General features: G+C 44.3%; 25 protein-coding genes and 1 pseudogene. 11 read left to right on the forward strand and 15 right to left on the reverse strand.

The genetic code is table 11. The features are described from left to right. Positions 1-97: 97 nt before the first annotated feature. Complete coding sequence (locus Phpb_RS04370) at positions 98-1,477, forward strand: MFS transporter (RefSeq protein WP_065389318.1); 1,380 nt, start codon at positions 98-100, stop codon at positions 1,475-1,477. Positions 1,478-1,600: 123 nt separating this feature from the next. On the opposite strand, the gene Phpb_RS04375 is transcribed toward Phpb_RS04370, so the two are convergent. Continuing rightward, a complete protein-coding gene (locus Phpb_RS04375; RefSeq protein WP_065389319.1) occupies positions 1,601-2,092 on the reverse strand; it encodes a YajQ family cyclic di-GMP-binding protein in 492 nt (163 codons plus the stop codon). Between the two features lie 134 nt (positions 2,093-2,226). Here Phpb_RS04375 and panE point away from each other — a divergent pair. Together panE and yajL are read left to right on the forward strand one after the other, a co-directional pair. Continuing rightward, positions 2,227-3,139: pseudogene (panE, locus tag Phpb_RS04380) on the forward strand (2-dehydropantoate 2-reductase). Next, the gene (gene yajL, locus Phpb_RS04385) at positions 3,102-3,692 is read left to right on the forward strand and encodes a protein deglycase YajL (protein WP_065389321.1); all 591 of its coding nucleotides are present in this window, start codon (positions 3,102-3,104) and stop codon (positions 3,690-3,692) included. Before panE ends, yajL begins: the two are co-directional and overlap by 38 nt. A gap of 80 nt (positions 3,693-3,772) precedes the next feature. On the opposite strand, the gene thiI is transcribed toward yajL, so the two are convergent. Next, on the reverse strand, positions 3,773-5,221 hold the full coding sequence (gene thiI / locus Phpb_RS04390) for a tRNA uracil 4-sulfurtransferase ThiI (RefSeq protein ID WP_065389322.1): 1,449 nt from the start codon (positions 5,219-5,221) through the stop codon (positions 3,773-3,775). Between the two features lie 197 nt (positions 5,222-5,418). Here thiI and xseB point away from each other — a divergent pair, with 197 nt between their 5' ends. From xseB to Phpb_RS04415, 5 genes are all read left to right on the forward strand, one after another. Then, positions 5,419-5,697, forward strand: a complete 279-nt coding sequence (xseB, locus tag Phpb_RS04395) for an exodeoxyribonuclease VII small subunit (protein ID WP_065389323.1) — start codon at positions 5,419-5,421, stop codon at positions 5,695-5,697. Between the two features lie 4 nt (positions 5,698-5,701). Beyond that, positions 5,702-6,619, forward strand: coding sequence for a (2E,6E)-farnesyl diphosphate synthase (gene ispA / locus Phpb_RS04400; RefSeq protein WP_065389324.1), 918 nt, complete (start codon positions 5,702-5,704; stop codon positions 6,617-6,619). Positions 6,620-6,681: 62 nt separating this feature from the next. Beyond that, positions 6,682-8,547, forward strand: coding sequence for a 1-deoxy-D-xylulose-5-phosphate synthase (gene dxs, locus Phpb_RS04405; RefSeq protein ID WP_065389325.1), 1,866 nt, complete (start codon positions 6,682-6,684; stop codon positions 8,545-8,547). A gap of 495 nt (positions 8,548-9,042) precedes the next feature. After that, a complete protein-coding gene (locus tag Phpb_RS04410; RefSeq protein WP_046394465.1) occupies positions 9,043-9,321 on the forward strand; it encodes a type II toxin-antitoxin system TacA family antitoxin in 279 nt (92 codons plus the stop codon). Continuing rightward, complete coding sequence (locus tag Phpb_RS04415) at positions 9,318-9,842, forward strand: acetyltransferase (protein WP_065389326.1); 525 nt, start codon at positions 9,318-9,320, stop codon at positions 9,840-9,842. Before Phpb_RS04410 ends, Phpb_RS04415 begins: the two co-directional genes overlap by 4 nt. A 38-nt stretch (positions 9,843-9,880) precedes the next feature. Here the strand turns inward: Phpb_RS04415 and pgpA are convergent, their stop codons facing one another. The 11 genes from pgpA to queA form a co-directional block, all read right to left on the reverse strand. Continuing rightward, a complete protein-coding gene (pgpA, locus tag Phpb_RS04420; protein WP_065389327.1) occupies positions 9,881-10,372 on the reverse strand; it encodes a phosphatidylglycerophosphatase A in 492 nt (163 codons plus the stop codon). Further along, positions 10,365-11,354: a thiamine-phosphate kinase gene (gene thiL, locus Phpb_RS04425; RefSeq protein WP_065389328.1), complete on the reverse strand. Its 990-nt coding sequence runs from the start codon at positions 11,352-11,354 to the stop codon at positions 10,365-10,367. Before thiL ends, pgpA begins: the two co-directional genes overlap by 8 nt. Positions 11,355-11,454: 100 nt before the next feature. Next, positions 11,455-11,871, reverse strand: a complete 417-nt coding sequence (gene nusB, locus Phpb_RS04430) for a transcription antitermination factor NusB (protein WP_065389329.1) — start codon at positions 11,869-11,871, stop codon at positions 11,455-11,457. 26 nt (positions 11,872-11,897) lie between these two features. Continuing rightward, positions 11,898-12,368, reverse strand: a complete 471-nt coding sequence (ribH, locus tag Phpb_RS04435) for a 6,7-dimethyl-8-ribityllumazine synthase (RefSeq protein ID WP_065389330.1) — start codon at positions 12,366-12,368, stop codon at positions 11,898-11,900. 127 nt (positions 12,369-12,495) lie between these two features. After that, positions 12,496-13,608, reverse strand: a complete 1,113-nt coding sequence (gene ribD / locus Phpb_RS04440; RefSeq protein ID WP_205634731.1) for a bifunctional diaminohydroxyphosphoribosylaminopyrimidine deaminase/5-amino-6-(5-phosphoribosylamino)uracil reductase RibD — start codon at positions 13,606-13,608, stop codon at positions 12,496-12,498. Positions 13,609-13,612: 4 nt separating this feature from the next. Further along, complete coding sequence (nrdR, locus tag Phpb_RS04445; RefSeq protein ID WP_065389331.1) at positions 13,613-14,062, reverse strand: transcriptional regulator NrdR; 450 nt, start codon at positions 14,060-14,062, stop codon at positions 13,613-13,615. Positions 14,063-14,177: 115 nt separating this feature from the next. Next, on the reverse strand, positions 14,178-15,146 hold the full coding sequence (secF, locus tag Phpb_RS04450) for a protein translocase subunit SecF (protein ID WP_065389332.1): 969 nt from the start codon (positions 15,144-15,146) through the stop codon (positions 14,178-14,180). A gap of 10 nt (positions 15,147-15,156) precedes the next feature. Next, a complete protein-coding gene (gene secD, locus Phpb_RS04455) occupies positions 15,157-17,004 on the reverse strand; it encodes a protein translocase subunit SecD (RefSeq protein ID WP_075489382.1) in 1,848 nt (615 codons plus the stop codon). A 27-nt stretch (positions 17,005-17,031) separates the two neighbouring features. Further along, entirely contained in the window at positions 17,032-17,361 is a 330-nt protein-coding gene (gene yajC, locus Phpb_RS04460; RefSeq protein ID WP_036775066.1) for a preprotein translocase subunit YajC, read from the reverse strand. A gap of 91 nt (positions 17,362-17,452) precedes the next feature. Then, complete coding sequence (tgt, locus tag Phpb_RS04465; RefSeq protein ID WP_065389334.1) at positions 17,453-18,577, reverse strand: tRNA guanosine(34) transglycosylase Tgt; 1,125 nt, start codon at positions 18,575-18,577, stop codon at positions 17,453-17,455. 150 nt (positions 18,578-18,727) lie between these two features. After that, positions 18,728-19,795, reverse strand: a complete 1,068-nt coding sequence (gene queA, locus Phpb_RS04470) for a tRNA preQ1(34) S-adenosylmethionine ribosyltransferase-isomerase QueA (protein ID WP_065389335.1) — start codon at positions 19,793-19,795, stop codon at positions 18,728-18,730. 104 nt (positions 19,796-19,899) lie between these two features. On the opposite strand from queA, the gene Phpb_RS04475 reads away from it, so the two are divergent. Next, a complete protein-coding gene (locus tag Phpb_RS04475; protein WP_065389336.1) occupies positions 19,900-20,505 on the forward strand; it encodes an acyl carrier protein phosphodiesterase in 606 nt (201 codons plus the stop codon). A gap of 565 nt (positions 20,506-21,070) precedes the next feature. On the opposite strand, the gene Phpb_RS04480 is transcribed toward Phpb_RS04475, so the two are convergent. Further along, positions 21,071-21,535 carry a hypothetical protein gene (locus tag Phpb_RS04480; RefSeq protein ID WP_131817492.1) on the reverse strand — a complete coding sequence of 155 codons (465 nt, stop codon included), beginning with the start codon at positions 21,533-21,535 and terminating at the stop codon, positions 21,071-21,073. A 375-nt stretch (positions 21,536-21,910) separates the two neighbouring features. Between Phpb_RS04480 and Phpb_RS04485 the strand changes: the two genes are divergently transcribed. Together Phpb_RS04485 and ggt are read left to right on the forward strand one after the other, a co-directional pair. After that, positions 21,911-22,513, forward strand: coding sequence for a peroxiredoxin C (locus Phpb_RS04485; RefSeq protein ID WP_065389338.1), 603 nt, complete (start codon positions 21,911-21,913; stop codon positions 22,511-22,513). Between the two features lie 221 nt (positions 22,514-22,734). Further along, positions 22,735-24,495 (forward strand): gamma-glutamyltransferase, encoded by a 1,761-nt coding sequence (gene ggt / locus Phpb_RS04490; RefSeq protein WP_065389339.1) that lies wholly within the window; start codon positions 22,735-22,737, stop codon positions 24,493-24,495. A 142-nt stretch (positions 24,496-24,637) separates the two neighbouring features. On the opposite strand, the gene brnQ is transcribed toward ggt, so the two are convergent. After that, a complete protein-coding gene (gene brnQ / locus Phpb_RS04495) occupies positions 24,638-25,966 on the reverse strand; it encodes a branched-chain amino acid transport system II carrier protein (protein ID WP_065389340.1) in 1,329 nt (442 codons plus the stop codon). Positions 25,967-26,261: the final 295 nt, after the last annotated feature.

The following is a 26,261-nucleotide window of genomic DNA, read 5'->3' on the forward strand; positions in this document are numbered from 1 at the left end:
CCTCTCCTTAATACTTCAATATTATTAATTCAATTAACTATTTACCCCTTATTGAAAACCTATCTACAATGACGCATCAAAATATTTCGAGGTAATCATGAACGATAATAAAATGACGCCACTTGAGCTTCGGGCGACATGGGGCCTAGGTTCAGTTTTTTCTTTGCGAATGCTAGGCCTGTTCATGGTTATTCCTGTATTAACAACCTATGGCCTGAATCTAGAAGATGCCACCAAAACACTTATTGGCATCGCCATTGGCATTTATGGTTTAACCCAAGCTATTTTACAGATCCCTGTTGGACTGCTTTCTGACAAAATTGGTCCTAAACCCCTAATTGTTGGTGGGTTACTCCTATTCGTTTTAGGCAGTATCATTGCTGCTCTCAGTGACTCTATCTGGGGCATAATAATTGGACGAGCACTACAAGGTGCCGGTGCTATATCTGCTGCAATTATGGCGCTACTTTCTGATTTAACCCGTGAACAAAATCGAACTAAAGCGATGGCTTTTATTGGCATTAGTTTCGGAATAACTTTCGCCACAGCCATTGTACTTGGCCCAATCCTAGCTCATGCCATTGGGTTAAACGGTCTATTTTGGGTAATTACCATTCTAGCCGGTTGTGGCATTCTGATAACGCTATTTGCTGTTCCTTCCACAGATAAACACATCCTCAACCGCGAATCAGGCATTGTTCGTCACAGTTTCAGTAAGGTTCTGGCTGATAGCCAATTGCTGAAACTTAACTTTGGCATACTCAGTTTGCACACTTTGCTAATGGCAAGTTTTGTCGCCTTTCCTTTGGTGATGCAACAAGCAGGATTCCCGAACCAACAACATTGGAAGGTTTACCTGATCACCATGCTGGTTTCATTTGTATCTGTTTTACCTTTCATTATTTACGCAGAAAAAAAGCGCCGCATGAAACAAGTGTTTTCACTGTGTATCACAATGCTACTGATGGCTGAAATTGTATTGTGGGCGGCGGGACATCACTTATGGGTAATTTTCATCGGCATACAAATCTTCTTTGTTGCTTTCAATGTAATGGAAGCTATCCTGCCATCACTTATCAGTAAAGAAGCACCGGCAGGTTATAAAGGTACAGCAATGGGCATCTACTCCACCAGCCAATTTTTAGGTGTCGCTTTAGGGGGGGGGCTTGGTGGTTGGTTATCTGAATTAAAAGGAGCACCGCTGATATTTATGGCAGGTATCGTTCTGACAATCATTTGGTTCATTATCAGCACAACAATGAAACAACCCCCTTATGTCAGCAGCATCAGAATTTCTCTGCCAGAAAATATAGTCAATAAAGCATTGCTGGAACAAAAAATTCTTGTTCAGCCAGGCGTTTGCGACGTCGTTATTGTGCCGGAGGAGCATAGTGCTTACATAAAAGTAGACACTAAACTGACAAGCAGGGCACAACTTGAACAATTGATAGCTAACAATAATGACACGATAGGTTAAGTATCAAACCAGATAACTCCACTCACTCCGATTTGATATTAAGGAAAACTGGGAGTGGGGTATTCTGGTCAGGAATACCCCACTCCATATTAGGCTAGATATCTCAATCCACTAGGCAGAAAATCAATCCCGGAAATTAGTAAACTGGAATGGCTGTCCCAGCTCTGCGCCACGAACTAATGCCATAACACTTTGCAAATCATCACGAGCTTTACCTGCCACTCGCACCTGCTCACCCTGAATCTGTGCTTGCACTTTCAATTTACTATCCTTAATCAGCTTCACGATCTTTTTCGCCGTAGGGGTATCAATCCCCTGCTTCAAAGTCGCTTCAACGCTGTAAGTCTTACCACTGTGCAACATATCATCAGGGATATTCAATGCAGCGCCATCGATACCACGTTTAGCCAACTTTTCACGTATGATATCAACCAACTGACTTACCTGAAAATCTGACTCACTAGCGATCTTGATAGATTCACTTTTTTCATTTAATTCGAAACTGGCGCTGACATTACGGAAATCCCAACGGCTAGCAAGCTCGCGCTGCGCATTTTCTACCGCGTTGCGAACTTCATGCATATCAATTTCTGAAACAATATCGAAAGATGGCATTATCCATGACCTCCTGATAATCAATAAGTTGGCATGATAACCGCTTTCCACTATCAGCAAAAGCGCTATACTTGGATTAGCGGGATCTTATTATTTCCATCCAATATTATGGCAGCGTCTTTCAAAAGGTGTATATGAAGATAACCGTTCTTGGCTGTGGCGCTATAGGAAAACTGTGGCTAGCTGCGTTATCACAACAAAAACATCAAGTACAGGGCTGGTTGAAAACTCCACAATCTCACTTATCTGTTCATATTGAAGAAATGAATGGGCAAGTATTCAACCAACCAATCCCAACTAATAATAGCGACCATCTTGCTAACAGCGAATTACTAATTGTCTGCCTGAAAGCATGGCAAGTCGCTGATGCAGTGAATAATTTACTCCCCAAGCTTTCACCTAATTGCCCAATTTTATTACTACACAACGGCATAGGTACCCAAGAAGAACTATTATCAGCGCCTAATCCAATACTGCTTGGTATCACAACACATGGCGCATATCAAGATGACCAACGGGTTTATCATACCGCATCCGGGCTAACCCATATTGGCTCGGCAACGTCAAATGCTATTGGACTTAGCTCTCTGGCTAATGTATTACACCAATCTTTGCCAGACGTTGCATGGCATAATGAAATCCTCTCTATTAGTTGGCTGAAACTTGCCGCTAACTGTGTCGTAAACCCGCTAACTGCACTTTATGAATGCCAAAATGGCGATTTACTTCGCCATCCGGAACAACTAAATATTTTGTGCGAAGAAATTATTCAGGTTATGCAACGAGAGAACATACATACCACTATCGACAACCTGATTACCTATGTCTACGATGTGATTAAACTTACAGCAAAAAACTACTCTTCCATGTTGCAGGATGTCCGCGCAAAACGTCGCACTGAAATTGACTATATCACCGGTTACTTATTACGCCGGGCTGGTGTACATGGTCTGGCAGCCCCTGAAAATACCCGTATCTATAACCTAGTTAAACATAAGGAAAAATGATTATGACCCCTTCAACACTCATCTGCCTGGCTCACGGTAGTGAAGAAACAGAAGCCGTTACAACCATTGATTTACTGGTACGTGCTGGTATCAGTGTCACGATCGCCAGCACTGCCAGCGATGGAGAACTGGTTTTAACTTGTTCCAGAGGTGTAAAACTAGTTGCTGATATCCCTCTGGAAAAAGTTATTGATGAATCTTTCGATGCCATCATCTTACCCGGAGGTATGCAAGGTGCCGAGTGTTTCCGTGATAATCCACTCGTTATCGAAAAAATCCGCCAGACACATTATCAAGGGAAAATTATCGCTGCAATTTGTGCCGTGCCTGCTATCGTGCTTGAATACCACAATTTATTCCCTACAGCCAAAATGACCGGCTACCCCGGTTTGCAAGACAAAATTTCGCCCGATAAATGGATCGATTGCCGAGTCTGTTTTGATGATCGAGTCAATCTATTGACCAGCCAAGATCCAGCGACAGCTTTCGATTTCGCATTAAAACTCATTGAATTATTAAAAGGACGAGAAATAGCAGCAGAGGTGGCAGCTCAACTCATATTGCCACTAGGTGTATATTCTTATCAAGAGTGAAAAAAAATAGACAAAAACATCTTACTTTATACGATTCGGGGTTCACGTAATAAGAACCCCGAAATATATAATTAAAACAATTAAGGCCGATAAACTTTCACGTTATCAAAACCCTGTTCAGATAAATAGAGTGCCTGCAAACGACTCATAACTCCACGTTCACAATAGAGTAGATAGGTCTTATCCTTTGGCAAATCACCAAACTGGCTGCTCAACTTATAGAATGGCAATGATTTGATTTCCACACCATTTAACTGCAATGGCCGATCATCTTGTTCATCAGGCGAACGAATATCCAATAACACATCCGTTGGCGCGAACGCTGTCACCGTTTCAATTTCAACCACTTGCTCATCGCTTTGTTCTGCGATCTGGCGAATATCAATATTCTGAGCCTCACTGACCACTTTTTCCAGAATATTAAAATCGAAATGCACTTCTTCTGCTTCAATTTTAGCTTTAACAGCTTTTACTGTTGGGCTTTTTGAAATAACACCACAAAATTCAGGCATCATACGGGCAAAATCCTCAGTGCCAATCTCACGCGCTAACCTGATAATGTGCTCCTTATCATGAGAAATCAGTGGCCGCAGAATCAATGTATCCGATGCATTATCAATCAAACGCAAATTAGTGAGCGTCTGGCTGGAAACTTGCCCCAAAGCCTCACCGGTAACAATCGCCTGTACGCCATAACGCTCTGCAACTTTAGATGCCGCTCTTACCATCATCCGTTTAAGCACCACCCCCATTTGGCCATCATCAATTTTTTCCAAAATTTCAGCGACAACAGGTTCAAAATCCACAGCAACGAATCGGACTTTATGGGAACTACCAAAACGATTCCAAAGATAATGAGCAACCTGCTTCACGCCAATTTCATGAGCGGAGCCGCCAAGATTGAAAAAGCAATAGTGAACACGGCAGCCACGGCGCATTAGCATATAGCTGGAAACACCAGAATCAAAACCCCCAGAAATCAGAGACAATACATCTTCCTGCGTTCCGATAGGAAAACCACCAATCCCTTCATAACGGGCTTTTACCAAAATCAGCACATCCTGATCAATTTCCAAATTGACGGTAATATCAGGATGATTGAGTTTTACTTTCGCAGATTCAATATGCTGGTTTAAACCACCACCAACATAGCGTTCTACTTCATTAGAAGTAAATTGATGTTTACCGCGGCGCTTTACTCGCACGCAAAATGTCTTATTGTGGAGCGATTCGCCATAAACGTCATAAGCTTGTTCAAAGATATGATGCATGTCACGAAACTCACGCTCTTCTACTTGCAGAATATGGTGGATACCGGGGATACGCGTCAGCGCATCACAAATTTGAGCGCCAAGGTTTTCATCTTTAGTACGAACTTCGATATTATCCCAATGGCGAACCACTGCAATATTATCTCCTAACGTTTTCAGCACATTGCGAATATTACTAGCGAGAATTTTAATAAAGCGCAAACGAACAGTTTGGCTCTTGATCGTGATTTCCGGGAATAATTTAATAATAAACTTCATAGTGAGTTATAGTAGTAGTTAGGCATTTTGATAAAAAAAACTGATGGTACGTTTTGGTTGTCAAATCAGGCCGCGGAGTATAACACTATCTCGTGGTATAGCGTGGAAAAAACACAAAATCAGTTAAGGATTTGTTTGCACCAGCATAATAAGATAGTCTGCAACCCTAAGGCGAACTCTGTAAATAGTAAAAAATTATGCCAAAGAAAAACGCAATATCAGAAAGTACAAACAGTACGCCAGAAACTGCACCGGCAATGACATTTGAAAGCTCATTAAAAGAGTTGGAACATATCGTCGCCCGGCTGGAATCAGGTGAACTGGCGCTGGAAGAAGCCCTAAACGAGTTTGAGCGTGGTATTCAATTAGCCCGCCAAGGGCAACAGACTTTGCAACAAGCAGAACAGCGAGTTCAGATTCTGCTTAACGACGACACCCAATCTCCACTGAGTCATTTCTCCCCGGATACTGAATAAGCCTATGCCTGAACAAAATTCAACCCAATTTAAAGAACAGCTTAAAATCTGTCAACAACGAGTCAATAACGTTCTGATAAGCACACTATCTTCACTGGCATTTGCAGACAACCCGCTCGTTCACGCAATGCAACATGGTACTTTGCTCGGTGGTAAACGCCTGCGCCCATTTTTAGTTTATGCCGTTGGTGAAATGTTTGGGTTATCCGCAAATAATCTGGATGCTCCAGCAGCAGCCGTTGAATGTATCCACGCCTTTTCATTAATCCATGACGACTTACCGGCGATGGATAACGATGATTTACGCCGTGGACAACCGACCTGCCACATAAAATTTGGCGAAGCTCACGCAATTCTGGCGGGAGATGCATTACAAGCGCTGGCATTTGAAATCCTATCCAAAAGAGAAATGCCAGATGTTACAACAGCAGATCGCCTCGAAATGCTTGCTGAATTGGCAACCGCCAGTGGCGTAGCCGGTATGTGTGGCGGCCAAGCCCTGGATTTAGCAGCAGAAGGCAAACACATCGATCTCCATATGCTAGAAAAAATTCATCGCCACAAAACGGGGGCACTTATCCGTTCCGCGGTCAGAATGGGCGCATATGGCGCAGGACAAAGTGGGCATGACGCCCTGCTTGAATTGGATCAATATGCCCAAGCCATCGGCCTCGCATTCCAAGTTCAGGACGACATTCTTGATGTCATTGGCGATACCGAAATGATAGGAAAACGCCAAGGCAGTGACCAACAGCTAGGAAAAAGCACTTACCCCGCATTACTAGGGTTAGAACAAGCACAGAAAAAAGCATACGAACTGTATCAAGAAGCATTACAAGCTTTGAATAAACTGGAAGATAAATCTTATAACACAACCATGCTGCGCGCACTTGCCAGCTTTATCATTGAACGTAACAACTAAGGTCTGCCGGTAAATTTACCCACTGGCAGCGCTATTAATAAACACTTCTTAACGAGCATCAAATGAGCATTGATATAGCCAAATACCCAACATTGGCATTAGCGGAAAATCCTGAAGAACTTCGTATGTTACCAAAAGAGAGCCTGCCGAAGTTATGTGATGAACTTCGGCAATTCCTGCTAAACAGTGTCAGTCGCTCTAGTGGTCACTTTGCCTCCGGTCTTGGCGCCATTGAGCTGACTGTGGCGTTGCATTATGTCTATAAAACGCCTTTCGACAAATTGGTATGGGACGTCGGCCATCAAGCTTATCCTCACAAAATCTTGACAGGACGCCGAGATCGTATTGATACGATTCGTCAAAAGAATGGGCTTCACCCTTTCCCGTGGCGGGATGAAAGTGAATACGACACCTTATGTGTCGGCCACTCATCGACCTCTATCAGTGCTGGATTAGGTATGGCAATTGCCGCTCAACGCGAAGGCAAAGGCCGTCGTACAGTTTGTGTTATCGGTGATGGCGCGATAACAGCAGGCATGGCTTTCGAAGCGATGAACCATGCCGGGGATATCGACCCGGATATGTTAGTCATTCTTAATGACAACGAAATGTCTATCTCAGAGAACGTTGGTGCGTTAAATAACCATCTGGCGCAACTTCTTTCCGGTAAACTCTACACCACATTGCGGGAAGGCGGGAAAAAAGTCTTTTCTAATCTACCTCCGATTAAAGAACTACTGAAAAAAACTGAAGAACATATCAAAGGCATGGTTGTTCCTGGCACTCTGTTTGAAGAATTGGGTTTTAATTACATTGGCCCCATCGACGGACATGATGTACTGACATTGACCCAAACGCTGAAAAATATGCGTGAGTTGAAAGGGCCACAGCTACTGCACATCATGACTAAAAAGGGTCGGGGCTATGCACCCGCCGAAAAAGATCCTATCAGTTGGCATGCGGTACCTAAATTTGATCCGACGACTGGCGCGTTACCTAAAAGCTCAGACAACCGCCCTACTTTCTCCAAAATCTTTGGAGACTGGTTATGCGAAGAGGCCGCTAACGACAAAAAACTGATGGCGATCACACCTGCCATGCGTGAAGGCTCTGGTATGGTGCGTTTCTCCCGCGAATATCCTGATCAATACTTCGATGTCGCCATTGCAGAACAACATGCTGTGACTTTTGCCGCAGGTTTGGCAATTGGTGGTTACAGGCCAATTGTTGCAATCTATTCGACATTCCTCCAACGTGCTTATGACCAAGTTATCCATGATGTCTCCATTCAGAATCTACCTGTTCTATTTGCAATAGATCGCGGAGGTATCGTAGGTGCTGATGGTCAGACACATCAAGGCGCCTTTGATCTTTCATTCCTTCGTTGCATCCCCAACATGGTCATTATGTCGCCAAGCGATGAGAACGAATGCCGACAGATGCTGCATACCGGCTATCATTATCAGCAAGGTCCAGTAGCCGTGCGCTATCCACGAGGAACCGGAACGGGGGCAGAACCCCAACCATTTGAACAATTGCCAACTGGTAAAGGCGTTATTCGTCGTCAGGGTAAGAAGGTAGCGATCCTGAATTTTGGTACCCTGTTACCCGATGCAATAACAGCAGCAGAGTCACTGGATGCGACTGTTGTTGATATGCGTTTTGTCAAACCACTGGATAAAGAATTGATATTAGAAATGGCTGATAACCATGATTTATTGGTCACGCTGGAAGAAAATGCCATTATGGGCGGTGCCGGAAGTGGCGTTAATGAACTACTAATGCAAGAAGGTCGTCTGGTACAAATTTTGAACATTGGCTTGCCTGACCAATTTGTGCCACAAGGTAGTCAGGAAGAAATCAGAGCGGATTTAGGGCTTGATGCCGCAGGTATTCAAAATAGCATCAATAAAAGGCTATTTTCCTGAGTATATAAGGATAATAGGGTATTTATCCTATTATCCTCAGTGTGTGGATTTACCGATTGATTACGTATAATGATTTGAGTTAAAACCGCCAGCGGTCTATACCTCCTACTCTGACGCCCACATTAGGAAATATTGGTGATAATCTGTCGAATTGTTCCATTATTGGAATTGTAATTAGCGACTTTTTTGGGATTATAGTAGGAAGTTCCTCAAGTTAGATGATATGTATTTCCGCATTCTTCTCTATAAAAAGGCACCATTTTCAGAATCAAGTAACGATGCCTACCAAAGTAATCTACACAAACCCAGCAATCCAGTGCAGCCGACTTCTGATATTTCGTGCAGTCGTCTTCTGAAAATGACAAGATAGGGGTCACGGCCGTGCCAAAAGCGTTCGTATTTGATACGGTACACGTACGCTTTCATTATGTACATCTTGCTAATAGGCACACCTTAATGTACGATTTCAATGCGTACAAATAGGAGGGCGTAACAATGCCTCAGATCCCAGTAGAAACTAACGACCGAATGTCGCTACGTATTGCCTCAGAAGAAAAGTCGCTGTTGATGCGTGCAGCCGCTTTACAACATACCAACTTGACTGAGTTCGTGATCCGCAATGTGATGTCAGCAGCACAGAAGATTATCGACGAGAGCGAACGGCTGGAGCTGACCAAAAGAGATAGTTTGCATGTTCTGGATCTTTTGGATAACCCACCGGCCCCCAATGATAAATTGTTGGCCGCAGCATTTGCCTTGCCAAAACAATCATGACGCTACCAATCTGGCACGAAGAACCTATAGGCAAACATCATGATCGCGGTGCTTTTGACTGTGGTGATGAGGCATTGAATCAGTTTTTACATCGCCATGCAAGGCAGAGCCATGAGAAAGGTGGGGCAAAAACCTACCTTGCGGTTAGCGAGAACAATGGAACGGTATTGTGTTACTATAGTCTAAGCCCCGCTTCTATTGCTTATGAACGTGCACCGGAAGTGATTAAACGGGGCCTGGCTCGACATGAAGTGCCAGTATTTCGGCTTAGCCGTCTGGCTGTAGATCTTTCAGTACAGAATCAAGGGCTCGGTGGCCAGTTGTTACTAGCCTCTGGTCGGCGCTGTTTATTGGTGGCCGCGCAGGCTGGCGGGGTTGCATTGCTGATTGATGCCAAAAATGGACGTGTTGCCGAGTGGTACACCAGCTATGGTGCTATTCCGCTATTAGATGCCCATCTATCTTTGCTGTTACCATTCAAAACAATACATGCAGCTCTAGTCACTGCGGGGAAGCTTTAAATGAGTCCCCTCTAAGGGATAATCAATACCCTGGCACCTCAAAAAATCAAAATCTGATAAAACGCCAATAACCAAACAATCACGAAAGAAAATACACCCGCGATAATATCATCCAACATGATGCCTAATCCGCCATGAACATAGCGATCAAACCAGCGAATTGGCCACGGTTTCCACATATCGAGAATACGGAACACCATAAAACCGGTCAAAACCCATTGCCAGTTAACCACAGGGATTGCCATCAATGTGATCCACATACCGATAAATTCGTCCCAGACAATACTACCGTGGTCATGAACCTTCATATCATCAGAAGTACGCTGGCAAATCATTATACCGAAAAACATCCCGACAATAATCACCAACCAGCAAATCCATTCCGGAAACTGAATCAGTAATAACCAAAATGGAATAGCCGCAGCCGATCCCATTGTCCCCGGCACGACCGGCGACAACCCACTACCAAAACCTGTCGCTAATAGATGCCAGGGATTGCTCATCCGTAAGCGACGCTTTGCCTTATCCATGTGCTTCCTCGGTAATAAAATGATTGAACCCTTTTAGATCTAATTTAATCTCTTTATTATTGCTGTAGTAACGCACACCTTCCGATTCCGCCATAATCTGTCCAACACAGCTAAAACCAGCACCGGTATGCGCTAACGCAATTTCCAACGCACCACGATTCCGCTCTGGGATGGTAAAACATAATTCATAGTCTTCCCCACCACTCAAAGCCCACATCAAAGCTTGTTGTGGTTCAACATATTGTTTCATCGCATCAGAGTAAGGAATCGCATCCAGGTTTATTCTGGCTCCACATCGGCTGGCTTTCAGAATATGACCCAAATCGGAAATCAAACCATCAGACAAATCAATTGCTGATGTTGCCAAGCCACGTAGCGCTTGCCCTTGCAAAATACGAGGCTGCGGCCTGAGATGACGTTGAACTAACCAGTTGTGGGATATCGGATCAGAAATTTGTAGACGGTTTTGTAACAGAGCCAAACCCGCCGCACTATCACCCAACGATCCACTCACATAAATCCAATCACCATTTTTTGCGCCAGCACGCCGTAACGCTCTGCCTGCGGGAACTAAACCATGAATCGTCAACGTCAGACTCATCGGGCCGCGGGTAGTGTCGCCGCCAATAAGCTGCATACCATAATAACGCAATTGTTCAAACAAACTGTCACTGAAACTACTCAGCCAGTATTCATCCACTTCCGGTAATGTTAAAGCCAATGAAAGCCAGGCAGGATCAGCGCCGACTGCGGCCAGATCACTAAGATTCACAGCGAGAGATTTGTAAGCTAAATCTTCAGGTGAGATATCAGGTAAAAAATGAACGCCTGAAACTAAGGTATCTGTACTAACCGCCAATTGTTGTTTATCGGCCAGAGTCATCAGTGCGCAGTCATCACCAATACCCAAATTTACATCACGCCGGTTAATCTCCTGGCGATCAAAATAACGTGCAATGAGGTCAAATTCGCCACATGCCATAATAAAATCCCAAAAAATTACTGATGATCATGAACATAAGGCCGGTATCCCGGCCTTACAAATCATCGTCTACGGTGGGAAAAACCCGACAAGCAGTCGCTTATCTTTTTCTGCGTACTGCTGGACCAGATTTATCCAGTACTCCGTTCACGAATTTGTGACTATCTTCAGCACCGAAGATTTTTGCCAATTCGATAGCTTCGTTAATAGCCACTTTATAAGGGACATCATCACGATAACTTAGTTCAAACATAGCAACACGCAAAATGGCTTTTTCTACCTGACCTAACTCTTCGAGCTGACGGGAAAGATAAGGAGCCATCAAAGCATCCAGCTTAACTGCGTTCACAGCTACTCCTGACAGCAATTCACGAAAATAGGTTACGTCAACACCAGTGACGTCCTGCTCCGACAGAAACTGTAATTCAACATCAGCAACGCTATTGCCAGATAATTGCCATGAATATATAGCCTGAACAGCGCACTCACGAGCACGACGACGAGCAGCAGGTTTCACAAGATTCCCCTTAATTAAAACTAAAATCAGCCTTTAATGGCATTAATTACATTGACCATTTCCAGTGCGGTTAATGCAGCTTCTGCGCCTTTATTACCCGCTTTGGTTCCAGCGCGCTCAATCGCCTGTTCAATGCTTTCTGTAGTCAGAACACCAAACGCCACTGGGATTTCACTGGACATCGCCACATTAGACAGACCAGAACTGCATTCACCAGCAACGTATTCAAAATGAGCGGTACCACCACGGATAACTGTACCTAGCGCGACAACGGCGTCATATTTTTGGGTTTCGACCAATGTCTTCACAGCCAATGGTAACTCGTAAGCACCAGGAACCCAGACAACAGTGATATTCTCTGGGGCAACCTGACCGATACGTTCAAGCGCATCTACCGCGCCTCCTAACAGACTGTCGTTAATGAAGTTGTTAAAACGTGCAATGGCAATCGCCACACGAGCTTGTGGAGCCGCAACAACACCTTTGATTACGTTCATAGCCTTCCTTCTATCTGTTCATATCCGCAGGGGGGCGGATTCTATCATATTCTTTCGTTAGCCGCGCCTGCCGATTTAGCAACGGAGCATAAAAACAGGCTAAATTAATCCACACTCACATATTCAGTCAGTATACAGGCCGCAAACGCAGACGAAGATCGGGCCCAACTTGCTGTATATCAAAAATGTCAAATTCCGGCGCCACTGCCAGATTTTTGAGTTCAGGAATAGTAAACAAACCACAAGCCGTATCACCTAGCACTTTTGGCGCAACGTAAAGAACCAGTTCATCCACCAATCCTAACGTTAACAATGCCCCCGCCAACAATGCCCCGCACTCAGTCCAGACCGTATTGATCTGGCGCCTCCCCAACTGCATCATTAATGACACTAAATCTACCCCAGCACCATGAGCCGGTAACAGTATCTGTTCTACATTTTTTTCAGATAAGTCATGTTCATCTGCTTTGGTGCGTGCCAGCCAACAATAACCGGGCTGTTGTATCACCTGATGCTGAGGACCAACACGATTCTGACTGTCAACAATAACACGTACCGGTTGACAAAGATTTTCCTCGGGATAAGCCGCCTGAGTTTCTGCATCCAATTCACTCCAACGAACCGTCAAGTGAGGATCATCAGCCAGAACCGTACTACTGGAACTCAGAATCGCGCTACATTGAGCACGGAATTTTTGTACATCATCGCGAGCTTGAGATGATGTAATCCATTTACTTTCGCCAGAAGCTAATGCAGTTCGCCCGTCAAGAGAAGAAGCCATCTTCAACTGAACATACGGGAATCCGGTACGCATCCGTTTCAAAAATCCCCGGTTGAGAGATTCAGCTTCTTCCATCATCAGACCATGCTCTACTGCAATACCAGCCTGTTGCAGCTTATAAAGTCCCCTTCCCGCTACCTGTGGATTAGGGTCTTGCATCGCCGCGACCACACGGCTAACACCCGCCGCAATCAACGCATCGGCACAAGGCGGTGTTTTACCGTGATGACTGCACGGTTCAAGCGTGACATAAACAGTTGCGCCTCTAGCTTTATCCCCGGCCATCCGTAAGGCATGAACCTCAGCATGTGGTTCGCCAGAACGTAAATGAAAACCTTCCCCAATAATCTGCCCATCACGCACAATCACACAACCTACGTTGGGATTAGGTGACGTGGTAAAGCGCCCTTGACGCGCTAATTCCAAAGCACGCGCCATATATTTTTTATCGTTATTCACTGGCTCAACCTTGTAATTTAGCAATCTCTTCGCCAAATTCACGAATATCTTCAAAGCTGCGATAAACAGAAGCAAAACGGATATAAGCAACTTTATCCAATTTCTTCAATTCATCCATGACCAGATTACCAATCATTTTGGATGGAACTTCCCGTTCACCGGTAGCACGTAACTGAGATTTAATATAGCTAATCGCCGTTTCTACATCATCAGAACTGACCGGACGTTTCTCCAGCGCTTTTTGCATACCGCGGCGCAATTTTTCTTCATCGAACGGCTCTCGGATATCGTCACTTTTTATTACTCTAGGCATAACCAGTTCAGCCATTTCAAAAGTGGTGAATCGTTCATGACACTCAAGACACTGGCGCCGTCGGCGCACCTGCGAGCCATCCCCTACTAAACGAGAGTCAATCACTTTGGTATCAACAGCAGCACAAAATGGGCAATGCATATCGTTTCCTGATGGTTAATCCAAACTAAATTTACAGTTTATCCTTAATCTGAATAAAAAACACCCTGTCAGCCGGATACTCACAGGGTGTTTGAACAGCATCAAGGCAGAATAATTAAGGTAACAAAGATGGCTGATCAGCCCCTTCTTTCTCAACTTTTTGCTGGATCATGTGTTCACGCTTCATACCCAGTTTCAACGCTAAAGCGGAAGCAACATAGATAGAAGATATCGTACCGATAGAAACACCGATTAACATCGCTAGTGAGAACCCCTTCAACATCGCGCCACCGAAAATATACAACATCAGCACCACCAGTAAGGTAGTCGCGGACGTCATGATTGTACGGCTCAATGTTTGCGTTAAAGAGACATTCATAATTTCATACGACGTACCACGACGGATCTTACGGAAGTTCTCACGGATACGGTCAGAAACCACGATACTGTCATTCAATGAGTAACCAATAACCGACATCAGAGATGCCACAATGGTCAGGTCAATCTCGATATGAAACAGTGACAGAACCCCTAACGTGATGATGACATCATGGGCAAGGGCAAGAACCGCACCCAATGCTAAACGCCACTCAAAACGGAACCCAACATAAATCAAGATACAGACAAGCGCCGCCAGTAACGCCATTGCACCATCTTGGGCGAGCTCAGCACCGACACTCGGCCCAACAATTTCAATACGATTGACACTCGCATCTTTATCGATGGTGTCATTAATGACCTTAATAACCTTTTTACCCAGTTCCTCATTAGCCGCTCCCGTAACCGGTGGCATACGCACCATGACATCACGGCTACTACCGAAATTTTGCAACAGCGGATCTTCAAAACCCGCTTTTGCCAGGCTATCACGCATCTTATCCAGATCAGCAGATTGACTGAGTTTGATTTCGATTACTGTACCACCGGTAAAATCGAGTCCCCAGTTAAATCCGCGGGTTGCCATCACAAAAACAGAAGCTACCAACAGCAGCAACGAAATTCCGAAAGCAACGTTGTCCCAGCGCATAAAGTCATAGACTCTGCGACCGTAGTTCAATTGTTCAACAGTATAATCCTGTGCCACAACGTGCTCCTTAAATTGATAGCTTCTTAATACGTTTACCGCCGTATAGCAGGTTGACGATCCCTCGAGTACCTACAATAGCGGTGAACATAGAAGTCGCGACACCAATTGACGTTGTTATCGCAAAGCCTTTAATTGACCCGGTACCAACAGCATAAAGAATGACCGCAGTAATCAACGTGGTCAGGTTAGCGTCGATAATACTGGAAAAAGCCCCTTTATAACCTTCATGTATCGCTTGTTGCACTGTCCGGCCATTACGCAATTCTTCTTTGATACGTTCGTTAATCAGCACGTTAGCATCAACCGCCACCGCCAGCGTTAGCACAATACCCGCGATCCCCGGCATGGTTAACGTCGCTCCTGGCAGCAGAGACATGATACCGACAATCAACACCAGATTAGCCAACAACGCACTGCTCGCAATCACGCCAAATTTGCGATAGTAAATCACCATAAACAGAATTGATGCAATTAAGCCCCACAGACAAGCTTCTAAACCTTGTTCAATGTTTTGCAGACCAAGGGTTGGCCCAATGGTACGCTCTTCCACAATCTGAATCGGCGCAATCAGAGCCCCCGCACGTAACAGTAAGGATAACTGACGCGCTTCGGTTGCGTTGGAAAGGCCCGTGATACGAAAATTGTTCCCCAGACGAGTCTGAATATTAGCAACGTTAATCACTTCTTCATGTTTAACTAACACCGCTCGACCATTGGCATCTTTCTTACCACTGTCTTTATATTCCACAAACAATGTCGCCATTGGCTTACCAACATTGTCTTTAGTGAAATTAGACATCGCTGTGCCACCGGCGCTGTCCAGTGAAATACTCACCTGTGGATTACCGTATTCATCGGCATCCGAGATTGAATCCGTAATGTGATCACCGGTCAAAATAACACGCTTATATAGCACAACCGGATTACCGTCACGTGTGTCTTTCACCTCAGAATCACCTGGCACACGGCCTGATGCAGCCGCGGTAGAATCAATACCGGTATTAACCAAACGGAATTCCAACGTTGCTGTCGCACCCAAAATTTCTTTAGCGCGAGCAGTATCCTGAATACCCGGTAATTCAACCACAATACGGTCAGCGCCCTGACGCTGAACCAATGGTTCAGCCACACCCAATTGATTAACACGATTACGCAGAATGGTAATGTTCTGCTGCACCGCATAAGAACGGGCTTCGCGCTGACGTTCATCACTCATCACCGCAGTCAAGATATTATTGGTTCCGATATTGAAAACCAAATCACGGTGACGACCGGTAAGATAGTTTTCCGCCTCAGAACGCGCTTTCTCATCGCGGAATCGGATTTCTACACCGTAATTATCAATTTTACGAACAGTGGAATAAGGAATACCCTTTTCACGCAAATCAGTGCGCAGACCATCAATATTCTGCTCTTGCAGTTTGCCTAATGCAGTTTCCATATCCACTTCCATCAGGAAGTGCACCCCACCTCGCAGATCAAGGCCCAACTTCATTGGTTCGGCTCCAACCTTACTTAACCAGGTTGGTGTTGCTGGCGCTAGGTTCAATGCCACCACGTATTGATCACCTAATGTGGACATCAATACTTCACGGGCACGAAGCTGAATATCGGAATTATTAAAACGAGCAAGAATCGCGCCATTTTCCAGCGCAATAGATTTACTCGCAATTTGATTCTTTTCTAAAACATTATGGACTTGGACCAGCGTTTGCTCACTGGCGGCGATACCTCGCGCGCCAGTGATTTGTACAGCCGGATCCTCACCATAAAGGTTGGGAAGTGCATAAAGCAAACCGATGAGGATCGCAGCGATCAGCATCAGATACTTCCACAAAGGATAACGGTTTAGCACGGCAGTTCCCTTCGGGAAAATCAGAAATTATAGAGCTTTCATCGTACCTTTCGGTAAAACGGCAGCAACGAAATCACGTTTAATGGTCACTTCAGTAGTCTCATTCAGTGCTACAACGATATAACCCGTGTCAGAAACTTTAGTGACGCGACCAATCAAACCACCATTGGTCATCACCTCGTCACCTTTGGAAATAGAATCCATCAGCTTTCTGTGTTCTTTGGTACGTTTCTGTTGTGGACGCAGGATCATGAAGTAGAAGATCAAGCCGAAAACGACCAGCATGATGATCAAAGAATATGGGCTTCCCTGAGCCGGTGCGCCAGCAGATGCTGCTGCTTCAGAAATAATACTCATTAAACTTCCCTCATTGTTATCAAATTCAATAGTAATCAAAAACCAGCCGCAATATGCTATACACACTGAAACCAGTCAATCACTACTTAAGTCAAATACTTAATGCCGGAACGGGTTTACCAATCCGTTGATAAAAATCTTCAACAAACTGTTCAAGATTACCCTCTTCGATAGCTTGACGAATCTTAGCCATCAAGCGCTGATAATACCGCAAATTATGGATAGTATTCAGCCTCGCACCAAGAATTTCGTTACAACGGTCGAGATGATGCAAATATGCCCGACTATAATTCCGACAAGTATAACAGTCACACTGCTCATCCAGCGGAGAAGTATCCTCTTTATGTTTGGCATTACGGATCTTAATCACACCATTGGTCACAAAAAGATGACCATTACGGGCATTTCGGGTTGGCATCACACAATCAAACATATCAATGCCGCGACGAACCCCCTCCACCAAATCTTCTGGTTTCCCCACGCCCATCAGATAGCGCGGTTTATCTTGCGGGATTTGCGGACAGACATGCTCAAGAATACGGTGCATATCCTCTTTAGGCTCGCCTACCGCCAGACCACCTACAGCGTATCCATCAAAACCAATCTCTACCAGGCTTTTTACTGAAACGTCACGTAAATCTTCGTAAATACTTCCCTGAATAATACCAAACAACGCGTTTTTATTCTGTAATTCATCAAAACGCTTACGACTACGCGCCGCCCAACGTAAGGACATCTCCATCGAACGTTTCGCATAATCCCAATCAGCAGGATATGGCGTACATTCATCAAAAATCATGACAATATCAGAGCCCAAATCATACTGAATTTCCATCGATTTTTCTGGGCTAAGGAAAACTGGGGTACCATTGATTGGGTTACGGAAATGTACACCTTCCTCTTTGATTTTACGCATTGCGCCAAGGCTAAATACCTGAAAACCGCCTGAATCCGTCAAGATTGGACCATGCCATTGCATAAACCCATGCAGATCACCATGAAGTTTCATGATTTCCTGCCCTGGGCGTAGCCACAGATGGAAAGTATTGCCCAGCAGGATTTGCGCGCCGGTTTCCTTTACCTCTTCCGGTGTCATCCCTTTTACCGTGCCATAAGTCCCAACTGGCATAAATGCCGGCGTTTCTACCACGCCACGCTCAAAAATCAGACGACCACGACGGGCTTGACCATCAGTAGTTTGTAATTCAAATTTCACTTAACCTCCAGGCATCAGATAAACAGTCCGATGCTGTTGTTTAAAACCAGACAAAGTTGAAATTTACCGTTGAGCTGAGATATTCACATAATCCTATTTTCAACAACTTCAACAATATATTCCAGTCAATGCCATAATTATTACATTAAATTAAGAAATCTTTTCCTTGCAAGCTAAGGGATTACGACGAATAAACATCGCATCACCGTAACTAAAGAAACGGTATTTTTCTGCAACCGCCTCTTTATAAGCATTCATCGTATTTTTATAACCCGCAAACGCAGAAACCAACATGATAAGTGTCGATTCCGGCAAATGGAAATTAGTAATCAACGCGTCCACAACCTGATATTCAAAACCCGGATAGATAAAAATTTGCGTGTCATTAAAAAATGGCGCAATTAACCCATCCTGGCAGACTTTTGCTGCACTTTCCAGCGATCGCACTGACGTTGTGCCAACGGCAACAACTTTGTTGCCTCGCGCCTTACACGCCAGCACAGCATCAACCACATCCTGCGGCACTTCTGCATATTCAGCATGCATAATATGGTCTTCAATAGTCTCCACCCTCACTGGTTGGAAAGTACCGGCACCAACATGCAGTGTCACAAAAACCATCTCCACGCCCTTTTTACGCAGCGCTTCCAATAATGGCTCATCAAAATGAAGACCGGCGGTTGGCGCGGCTACCGCACCGGGCCGTTCACTATATACAGTTTGATACAACTCACGGTCTGCCTCTTCATCAGGACGATTAATATAAGGTGGCAAAGGCATATGACCTATGTCATCCAAAATGGACAACACATCGCGCTCATCATCAAAACGTATCTCGAACAGGCTATCATGGCGGGCCAACATGGTTGCTTTAAGACTTTCATTGTCACCCAACAACAGCTCAGTTCCCTCTTTTGGCGCTTTGGAAGCACGCACATGTGCAAGTACCCGCTTATCATCCAACACCCGTTCAACCAACACTTCCAGCTTACCGCCCGTAGCCTTTCGGCCGAAAATACGCGCAGGTATGACACGGGTATTATTGAAAACCAGTAAATCTCCGGCATTCAGCTTATCGATAACATCCGTAAAAATACCATGCGTTAATGCCCCCGTATCACCATCAAGCGAGAGCAAACGGCAGCCACTGCGTTGTGGTTGAGGGTAATGAGCAATCATTTCGTCAGGAAGTTCAAAAGTAAAATCGGAGACACGCATTATATTTAATCATTCAGAAAAACAGGCGGACTAGTCTAGTGCCGCAGCTCCGAGGGTGCAACAAATAAGCACATAACTTCGCGGATTTATATTATAATCACCGAATGAATTTTCTCGCTCACCTACATTTAGCTACTCTGGCTAACAGTTCCCTGTTAGGGAATCTGATGGCAGATTTTGTGCGTGGTAATCCAGAGGGGCAATACAGCGCTGATGTGGTTGCAGGTATCCGTATGCATCGGCGTGTTGATGTATTAACAGATACCCATCCATTGGTTATTCAAGCCCGTCATTTATTCAGTGATTCATATCGACGGGTTGCGCCGATCACTTTGGATATTATCTGGGATCACTTCCTCTCCTTGTATTGGGATAAATTAGTTCCCACTTACTCATTACCGACATTTATTCACCATGCTCGAAACCAGATTGAACCTCATCTTTATTACACTCCTGAAAAATTTCAGGAGCTGAATGAATTTTTATGGCCGCAAAACTGGCTGATCCGCTATGCAGATCTTGCATTTATCGCAGATGTATTAACAGGCATGGCCCGAAGACATCCCAGATTATCGGCTTTATCTGGATCATTTCAGGATATAGAACAACATTACGCTGACTTTGAAGCACTATTCTGGCAATTTTACCCCTATATGATGGAAAAAGCGGAAAATAAGGATTTTTACAGTACGCTACTTTCGCGTGTTTAACGATTTCTTCATCCTTGATATCCGGTGGCGCAGTCAGAATTTCTTTTTCCAGCGTGCCAGCCATTGGGCTGGCAGTGGATGAATAGAGGGAAACCATTCTTTGAGTAGGCTTTTTAGGCGTTGCTTCATAGAGTTCGTTCTCCGTCAAAACTACCCTTAATGGTATTTTCTACTGTGGGTTTCTCTCCCCAAAAGTAGCGTAGAGGAGCAATGACATTTGCTGATTATTCATAATACCAGTACAGTTCGCTACCGCGGGGGAAAGTGCCCTTCGTTTCCGTAATTACTACCTCCAGTGTTGCGGTATCACCATTCAGTGTGAGTTTGGCTTTTTCCTGAGCTTCCCTAAACTTGGTATTGCGGAAAGTATCAGGGGATATTTGAGGCGGTTAATCTCAATATAATCAACTTCTTCTCCCCAGTAAAAAGTTTTAGCCGAGGTTACAAAGATCTAGAGGATATTTGAGAGACTCATCTGAAAAACAGACAAAGTGAAACGATAGGTAGTAACACCAAATCCCTGCTGTATTTTCAGTTGTGGCTGAATAAACAGATTTAAAAATTCCTAGTTTTCGATAATAAAATGATTTTGAGTCGTAGCATTCATTTTTCGTGCATTTTCTAGCTGTCTTAATATACTTGGTCTACTATCATCTCCCCAAAAACCATACTTATCTCCTGCTCCCCAGAAACAGTTATTCAGCACTTTCTCCAAATCTGACCAGGCACTGCTAGCTTGTACAATACTGCCACCGATAAGCAAACTAGCCCCGACGACTATCGCAGTGGGTACACCCGCAGTCAGGAAGGAGCCTACCGCCGCTCCGATCCAGATTGCAGTTGTTAAAATGGTGGAGCCTGTTCCTATTGCTACTAAGCTATAACCTTCTATGTTATTACCCACTTTGAAAGCGTTACTTGCATCATAGAAGGAAACCAGCGCTCCTAAGTAACCCGCTACGCTACCGGCAATCCGGGAGAACTGGCTGACCATCGCCACATTGATAGCTGGTACTTTTATCCCATTCATCAGCGCTTTCACTATGGGAGAATTTACTTTGCTAGCCAGCATTGAACCGAGAGAAGCCAAATCTTAAGTAACATAATTATTTAACTTATTTCAGTAAGTTCTTATTCCAATAACTACAAATTGCCCATCTATGCTGGAGAATAAATGATGGACACAAAAATCGGCATGTAAGTAAATGTAGGTAAGTAATAGGTTCGAATCCAAATAAACCTTTGCAAAAATCCCCTATCTTATTAAGGTAAAGAAAATAAAAATAAAGTATTAATAGGTAAAATCTATTGCAAAGATTAGTATTTTATCCTTTATTGGTGTACGCTAATTCTTTATTCTATATCTAATTTTTACATAAACCTCGTAAAACTACAGGAGTAACTCATGGTTCTGGTAACTCGTCAAGCCCCTGACTTTACAGCAGCAGCAGTCCTCGGCAACGGCGAAATAGTTGGGAATTTCAACCTGAAAAAACACCTGAATGGTAAACCTGCGGTTATCTTTTTCTGGCCAATGGACTTTACTTTCGTATGCCCTTCTGAGCTGATCGCATTTGATCACCGCTACGAAGAGTTCAAAAAGCGCGATGTTGAAGTTATCGGTGTTTCTTTTGATTCTGAATTCGTCCATAACGCATGGCGTAAAACTCCTATCGATCAAGGTGGTATTGGCGAAGTTAAATATGCAATGGTTGCCGATACTAAACGTGAAATTCAAAAAGCATATGGCATTGAGCATCCAGATGCGGGTGTCGCTCTGCGCGGTTCTTTCCTGATCGACAAAAATGGCGTGGTTCGTCACCAAGTCGTTAACGATCTGCCTCTGGGCCGTAACATTGACGAAATGCTGCGTATGGTTGACGCATTGCAATTCCACGAAGAGCACGGTGATGTCTGCCCTGCACAGTGGGAAAAAGGTAAAGAAGGTATGAGCGCCTCTCCAGATGGCGTAGCTAAATACCTGTCTCAAAACGCTGGTAAACTATAACCTTAGATATTACCCATATTCAGACCAGCCGGTTATTCCGGCTGGTTTTTTTATTGCTGAAATTCCTCATTTTGCCACCTTGCGCACAAAAACTCCCTCATCCTGATAACCATCGCCATTTATAATTAAATTTACAATTGTTTAACATTAAAATCAGTGTAAATAAAACAGCTTATTACAACTGACGAAAATAATCTCGCCAAAAAACAGGAGCTCGCAATATGTCGAAAACATGGAAAACACCACTGGCAATCTTATCCTTGCTTATCTCATCCCATCTTTATGCCGCTTCGCAACCGGCTGTTGAAGCTAAAAATGGTATGGTCGTTTCAGCCCAACACCTTGCTTCACAAGTGGGTGTCGATATCCTAAAAATGGGAGGAAACGCAGTTGATGCAGCCGTTGCCGTTGGCTATGCCCAAGCCGTTGTTAATCCATGTTGTGGAAATATCGGTGGTGGTGGTTTTATGACAATTCATTTGGCTGATGGCACCAATACTTTTATTAACTTCCGCGAAACCGCGCCAAATGCAGCAAGTACCGATATGTATCTGGATAAAGACGGCAATGTTATTAAAGAATCAAGTTTATATGGTTACCGCGCGGCCGGTGTGCCTGGAACTGTAATGGGGTTAAACAGCGCCCTAAAAAAATATGGCAAATTAAGTCGTGAACAAGTTATGGCGCCTGCGATTAAGCTGGCACGAGAAGGTTTTATACTGACCCGTGCAGACACTGATATTCTGGACACCTCAATCAAACGCTTCCGCAAAGATCCAGAAGCAGCCCGTATCTTCCTACGCAAAGATGGCTCTCCTTATCAACCGGGCGACAAGCTGATACAAACCGATTTGGCGAATACGTTGGAGTTAATTGCCAAAAAAGGGCAGGAAGCTTTCTACCACGGCAATATTCCTAAACTGGTCGCCGAAGCTGCTAAAAAATCCGGCGGCATTATTACCGAAGCTGATTTTGCCAACTATAAAATCTCAGAAACAACCCCCGTCACCTGTAACTATCGCGGTTATAAATTTATCTCTTCACCGCCACCGAGTTCAGGTGGAGTAACCATGTGTGAAATTTTGAATATCTTGGAAGGCTACAACCTCAAAGAAATGGGATTCAACTCGGCTGATTATATTCACACACTGACAGAAGCCATGCGTCATGCCTACATGGATAGAAATACTTACCTTGGCGATCCAGAATTTGTTAAAAATCCCATCGATCGCTTATTGAGTAAGAATTACGCTGAATCTCTACGTAAAAAAATAGAGCCAGGTAAAGCGACATTATCGGAGAATGTTCAGCCAGGTATTGGCCCCCATGAAAAACCAGAAACCACACACTACTCTATTGTCGACAAAGAAGGTAATGCGGTTTCAACCACCTATACTATCAACGGACTTTTCGGCGCTGTCGTCATCGCCCCCGGGACAGGTTTCTTCCTCAATGATGAAATGGATGATTTCACCACTAAAATTGGTGAGAAGAATCTTTATGGACTCGTTCAAGGCGCAACTAACTCTATTGCCCCTGGTAAGCGCCCACTATCCTCAATGAGTCCGACACTTGTCACAAAAGACAACAAGATATTCCTTGTTCTGGGCTCACCCGGCGGCTCCCGTATTATCTCTATTACCCTGCAAACTGCCTTAAACATCATTGAGCACGGGATGCCTCCTCAAGAAGCGGTTAATAGCCCCCGCATTCATCATCAATGGTTACCCGACGAAGTTTATTATGAGCAACGTGGTATTTCTAAAGACTCATTGAATTTACTAGAAAAAATGGGATACAAGATGGTGGAACAGATACCGTGGGGCGCTGCTGAAGTGATTATGGTGGGTTTACCTAAAACCGCTGGCGATTCAGCTAATTCTTCAGGCAATGATGCCGCCGTATCTGGTAAAGTGCGTGAAAACCATTTTTATGGCGCCAATGATGTCCGACGCCCGGCCGGTGCGGCTATTGGTTACTAATGACCAAAATGACCAACAACTAAAAAAATAGCTAATCTGTGTAGGCAATATCGGGATGGGAGATCCTTTTCTCAGGAACCCCATCCCATACTTTCCCTAAACATCTGACAATGGCAAACAATCAGAGAAACAAACATCATCACTAATGCGTTTGAGTCTCGCGAGTACCAGAACGCCCTAAAACGCGGTCATAAATACCAGCCACAACTAAAACCAACAGGGATGGTGCTAACCAAGCCAACCCTTGGTCCGCCAGTGGTAAACGTGTCGCCCAGTTTGGCAACAAATAAACCAGTGCTTCAGATGACTTAATCGCATCCAAAATACCAAATATCAGACTAATTAACATTACTGGAGCCAAAATGCGGGTAAAATTGTGCCACCAGCACAGCGTAAAACTTAGCACAATCAGAACGATACAAGGTGGATAAATAGCTGTCAGTACCGGTATAGAAATCTTAATCAAATGACTCAAACCAAGGTTAGAAGTCAACATGGAGAATCCTCCAAGGATCAAAACCAATGAACGATAAGACAGGGGCAAATAGCGGCTGAAAAACTCAGCACATGCACAGGTTAATCCAACCGCCGTCACCATACAGGCGACAAAAATCAGTACAGCCAGGAAAAGACTGCCAACACCACCAAAAGTATGATGAACATAGGCATGCAAAATAACCGCGCCATTTTCTGCATGAGGCACTAACGATCCACTACCCGCTCCCAACTTGAACAGGGAAAGATAGACCAGTATCAGACCAAGACCGGCAATAAAACCAGCCCACATTGCATAACGAGTTAATAATGAAGACGAAGCAACGCCTCTTGAACGCGCGGCGTTAACAATAACAATCCCAAATACCATCGCTCCCAGCGTATCCATCGTCAGATAACCATTGACGAAGCCACTGGAGAATGGGATTTGCTGATAAACATCAATCGCTGGAATTGAATCACCGGCCGGCCAAAGTAAAGCAGCAACACCAAGTATACCTAACGCCAACATCTTGATAGGCGCTAACACATGCCCGACAGTATCAAGCAAACGGCCTGGGTACAGGGAAACAGCAATTACCAACACAAAATAAATAAGACTGTAGATAAACAGGGATAACTCGCCGGTACTGGTAAGCGGGGCAATGCCTACTTCAAAAGAGACAGTTGCGGTCCGTGGGATAGCGAATAAAGGACCAACAGCCAAATAACAAACTGTCGCCAGCAGCAAACCAGCAACTTTACCAATAGGTGAACTCAGCTCTTCAATACCACCGCCAACTTTTGCCAATGCGATGATTGTAATGACGGGTAAACCAACCGCCGTCGCTAGAAAGCCCAGTGCTGCTAACCAAACATATTCACCTGATTGTAACCCCACCATCGGGGGAAAAATAATATTTCCCGCCCCCACAAACAGAGCAAAAGTCATAAACCCTAATGCCCAAATATCCTTAGATGATAAACGATGTGTCATAATGATTATTAATATTTTGTTACCATATCTATGGCCTGAATAATATAAATACTGTCAATAGCTAAGCCCATATTGACAACATTGAACCCTAATTTAACGATTTATTATCAAAATAATATTCACCAGGTATCTGTTGAAGACAGATTATAGCGATTATTATAGATAGAATCGCCAACAACTGCCCACAAGTAAAACTTTTATAGTGCCAGAAGGCAATAGATAAACCAGAATGCAGAAGTATATGCCGTACTCTTTTTCAAAACTAGTGATTGCTGTTAGCTATCATTGAATAAAC

It is taken from the genome of Photorhabdus namnaonensis, assembly GCF_001684335.1.
GTDB classification, from domain to species: Bacteria; Pseudomonadota; Gammaproteobacteria; order Enterobacterales; family Enterobacteriaceae; genus Photorhabdus; species Photorhabdus namnaonensis.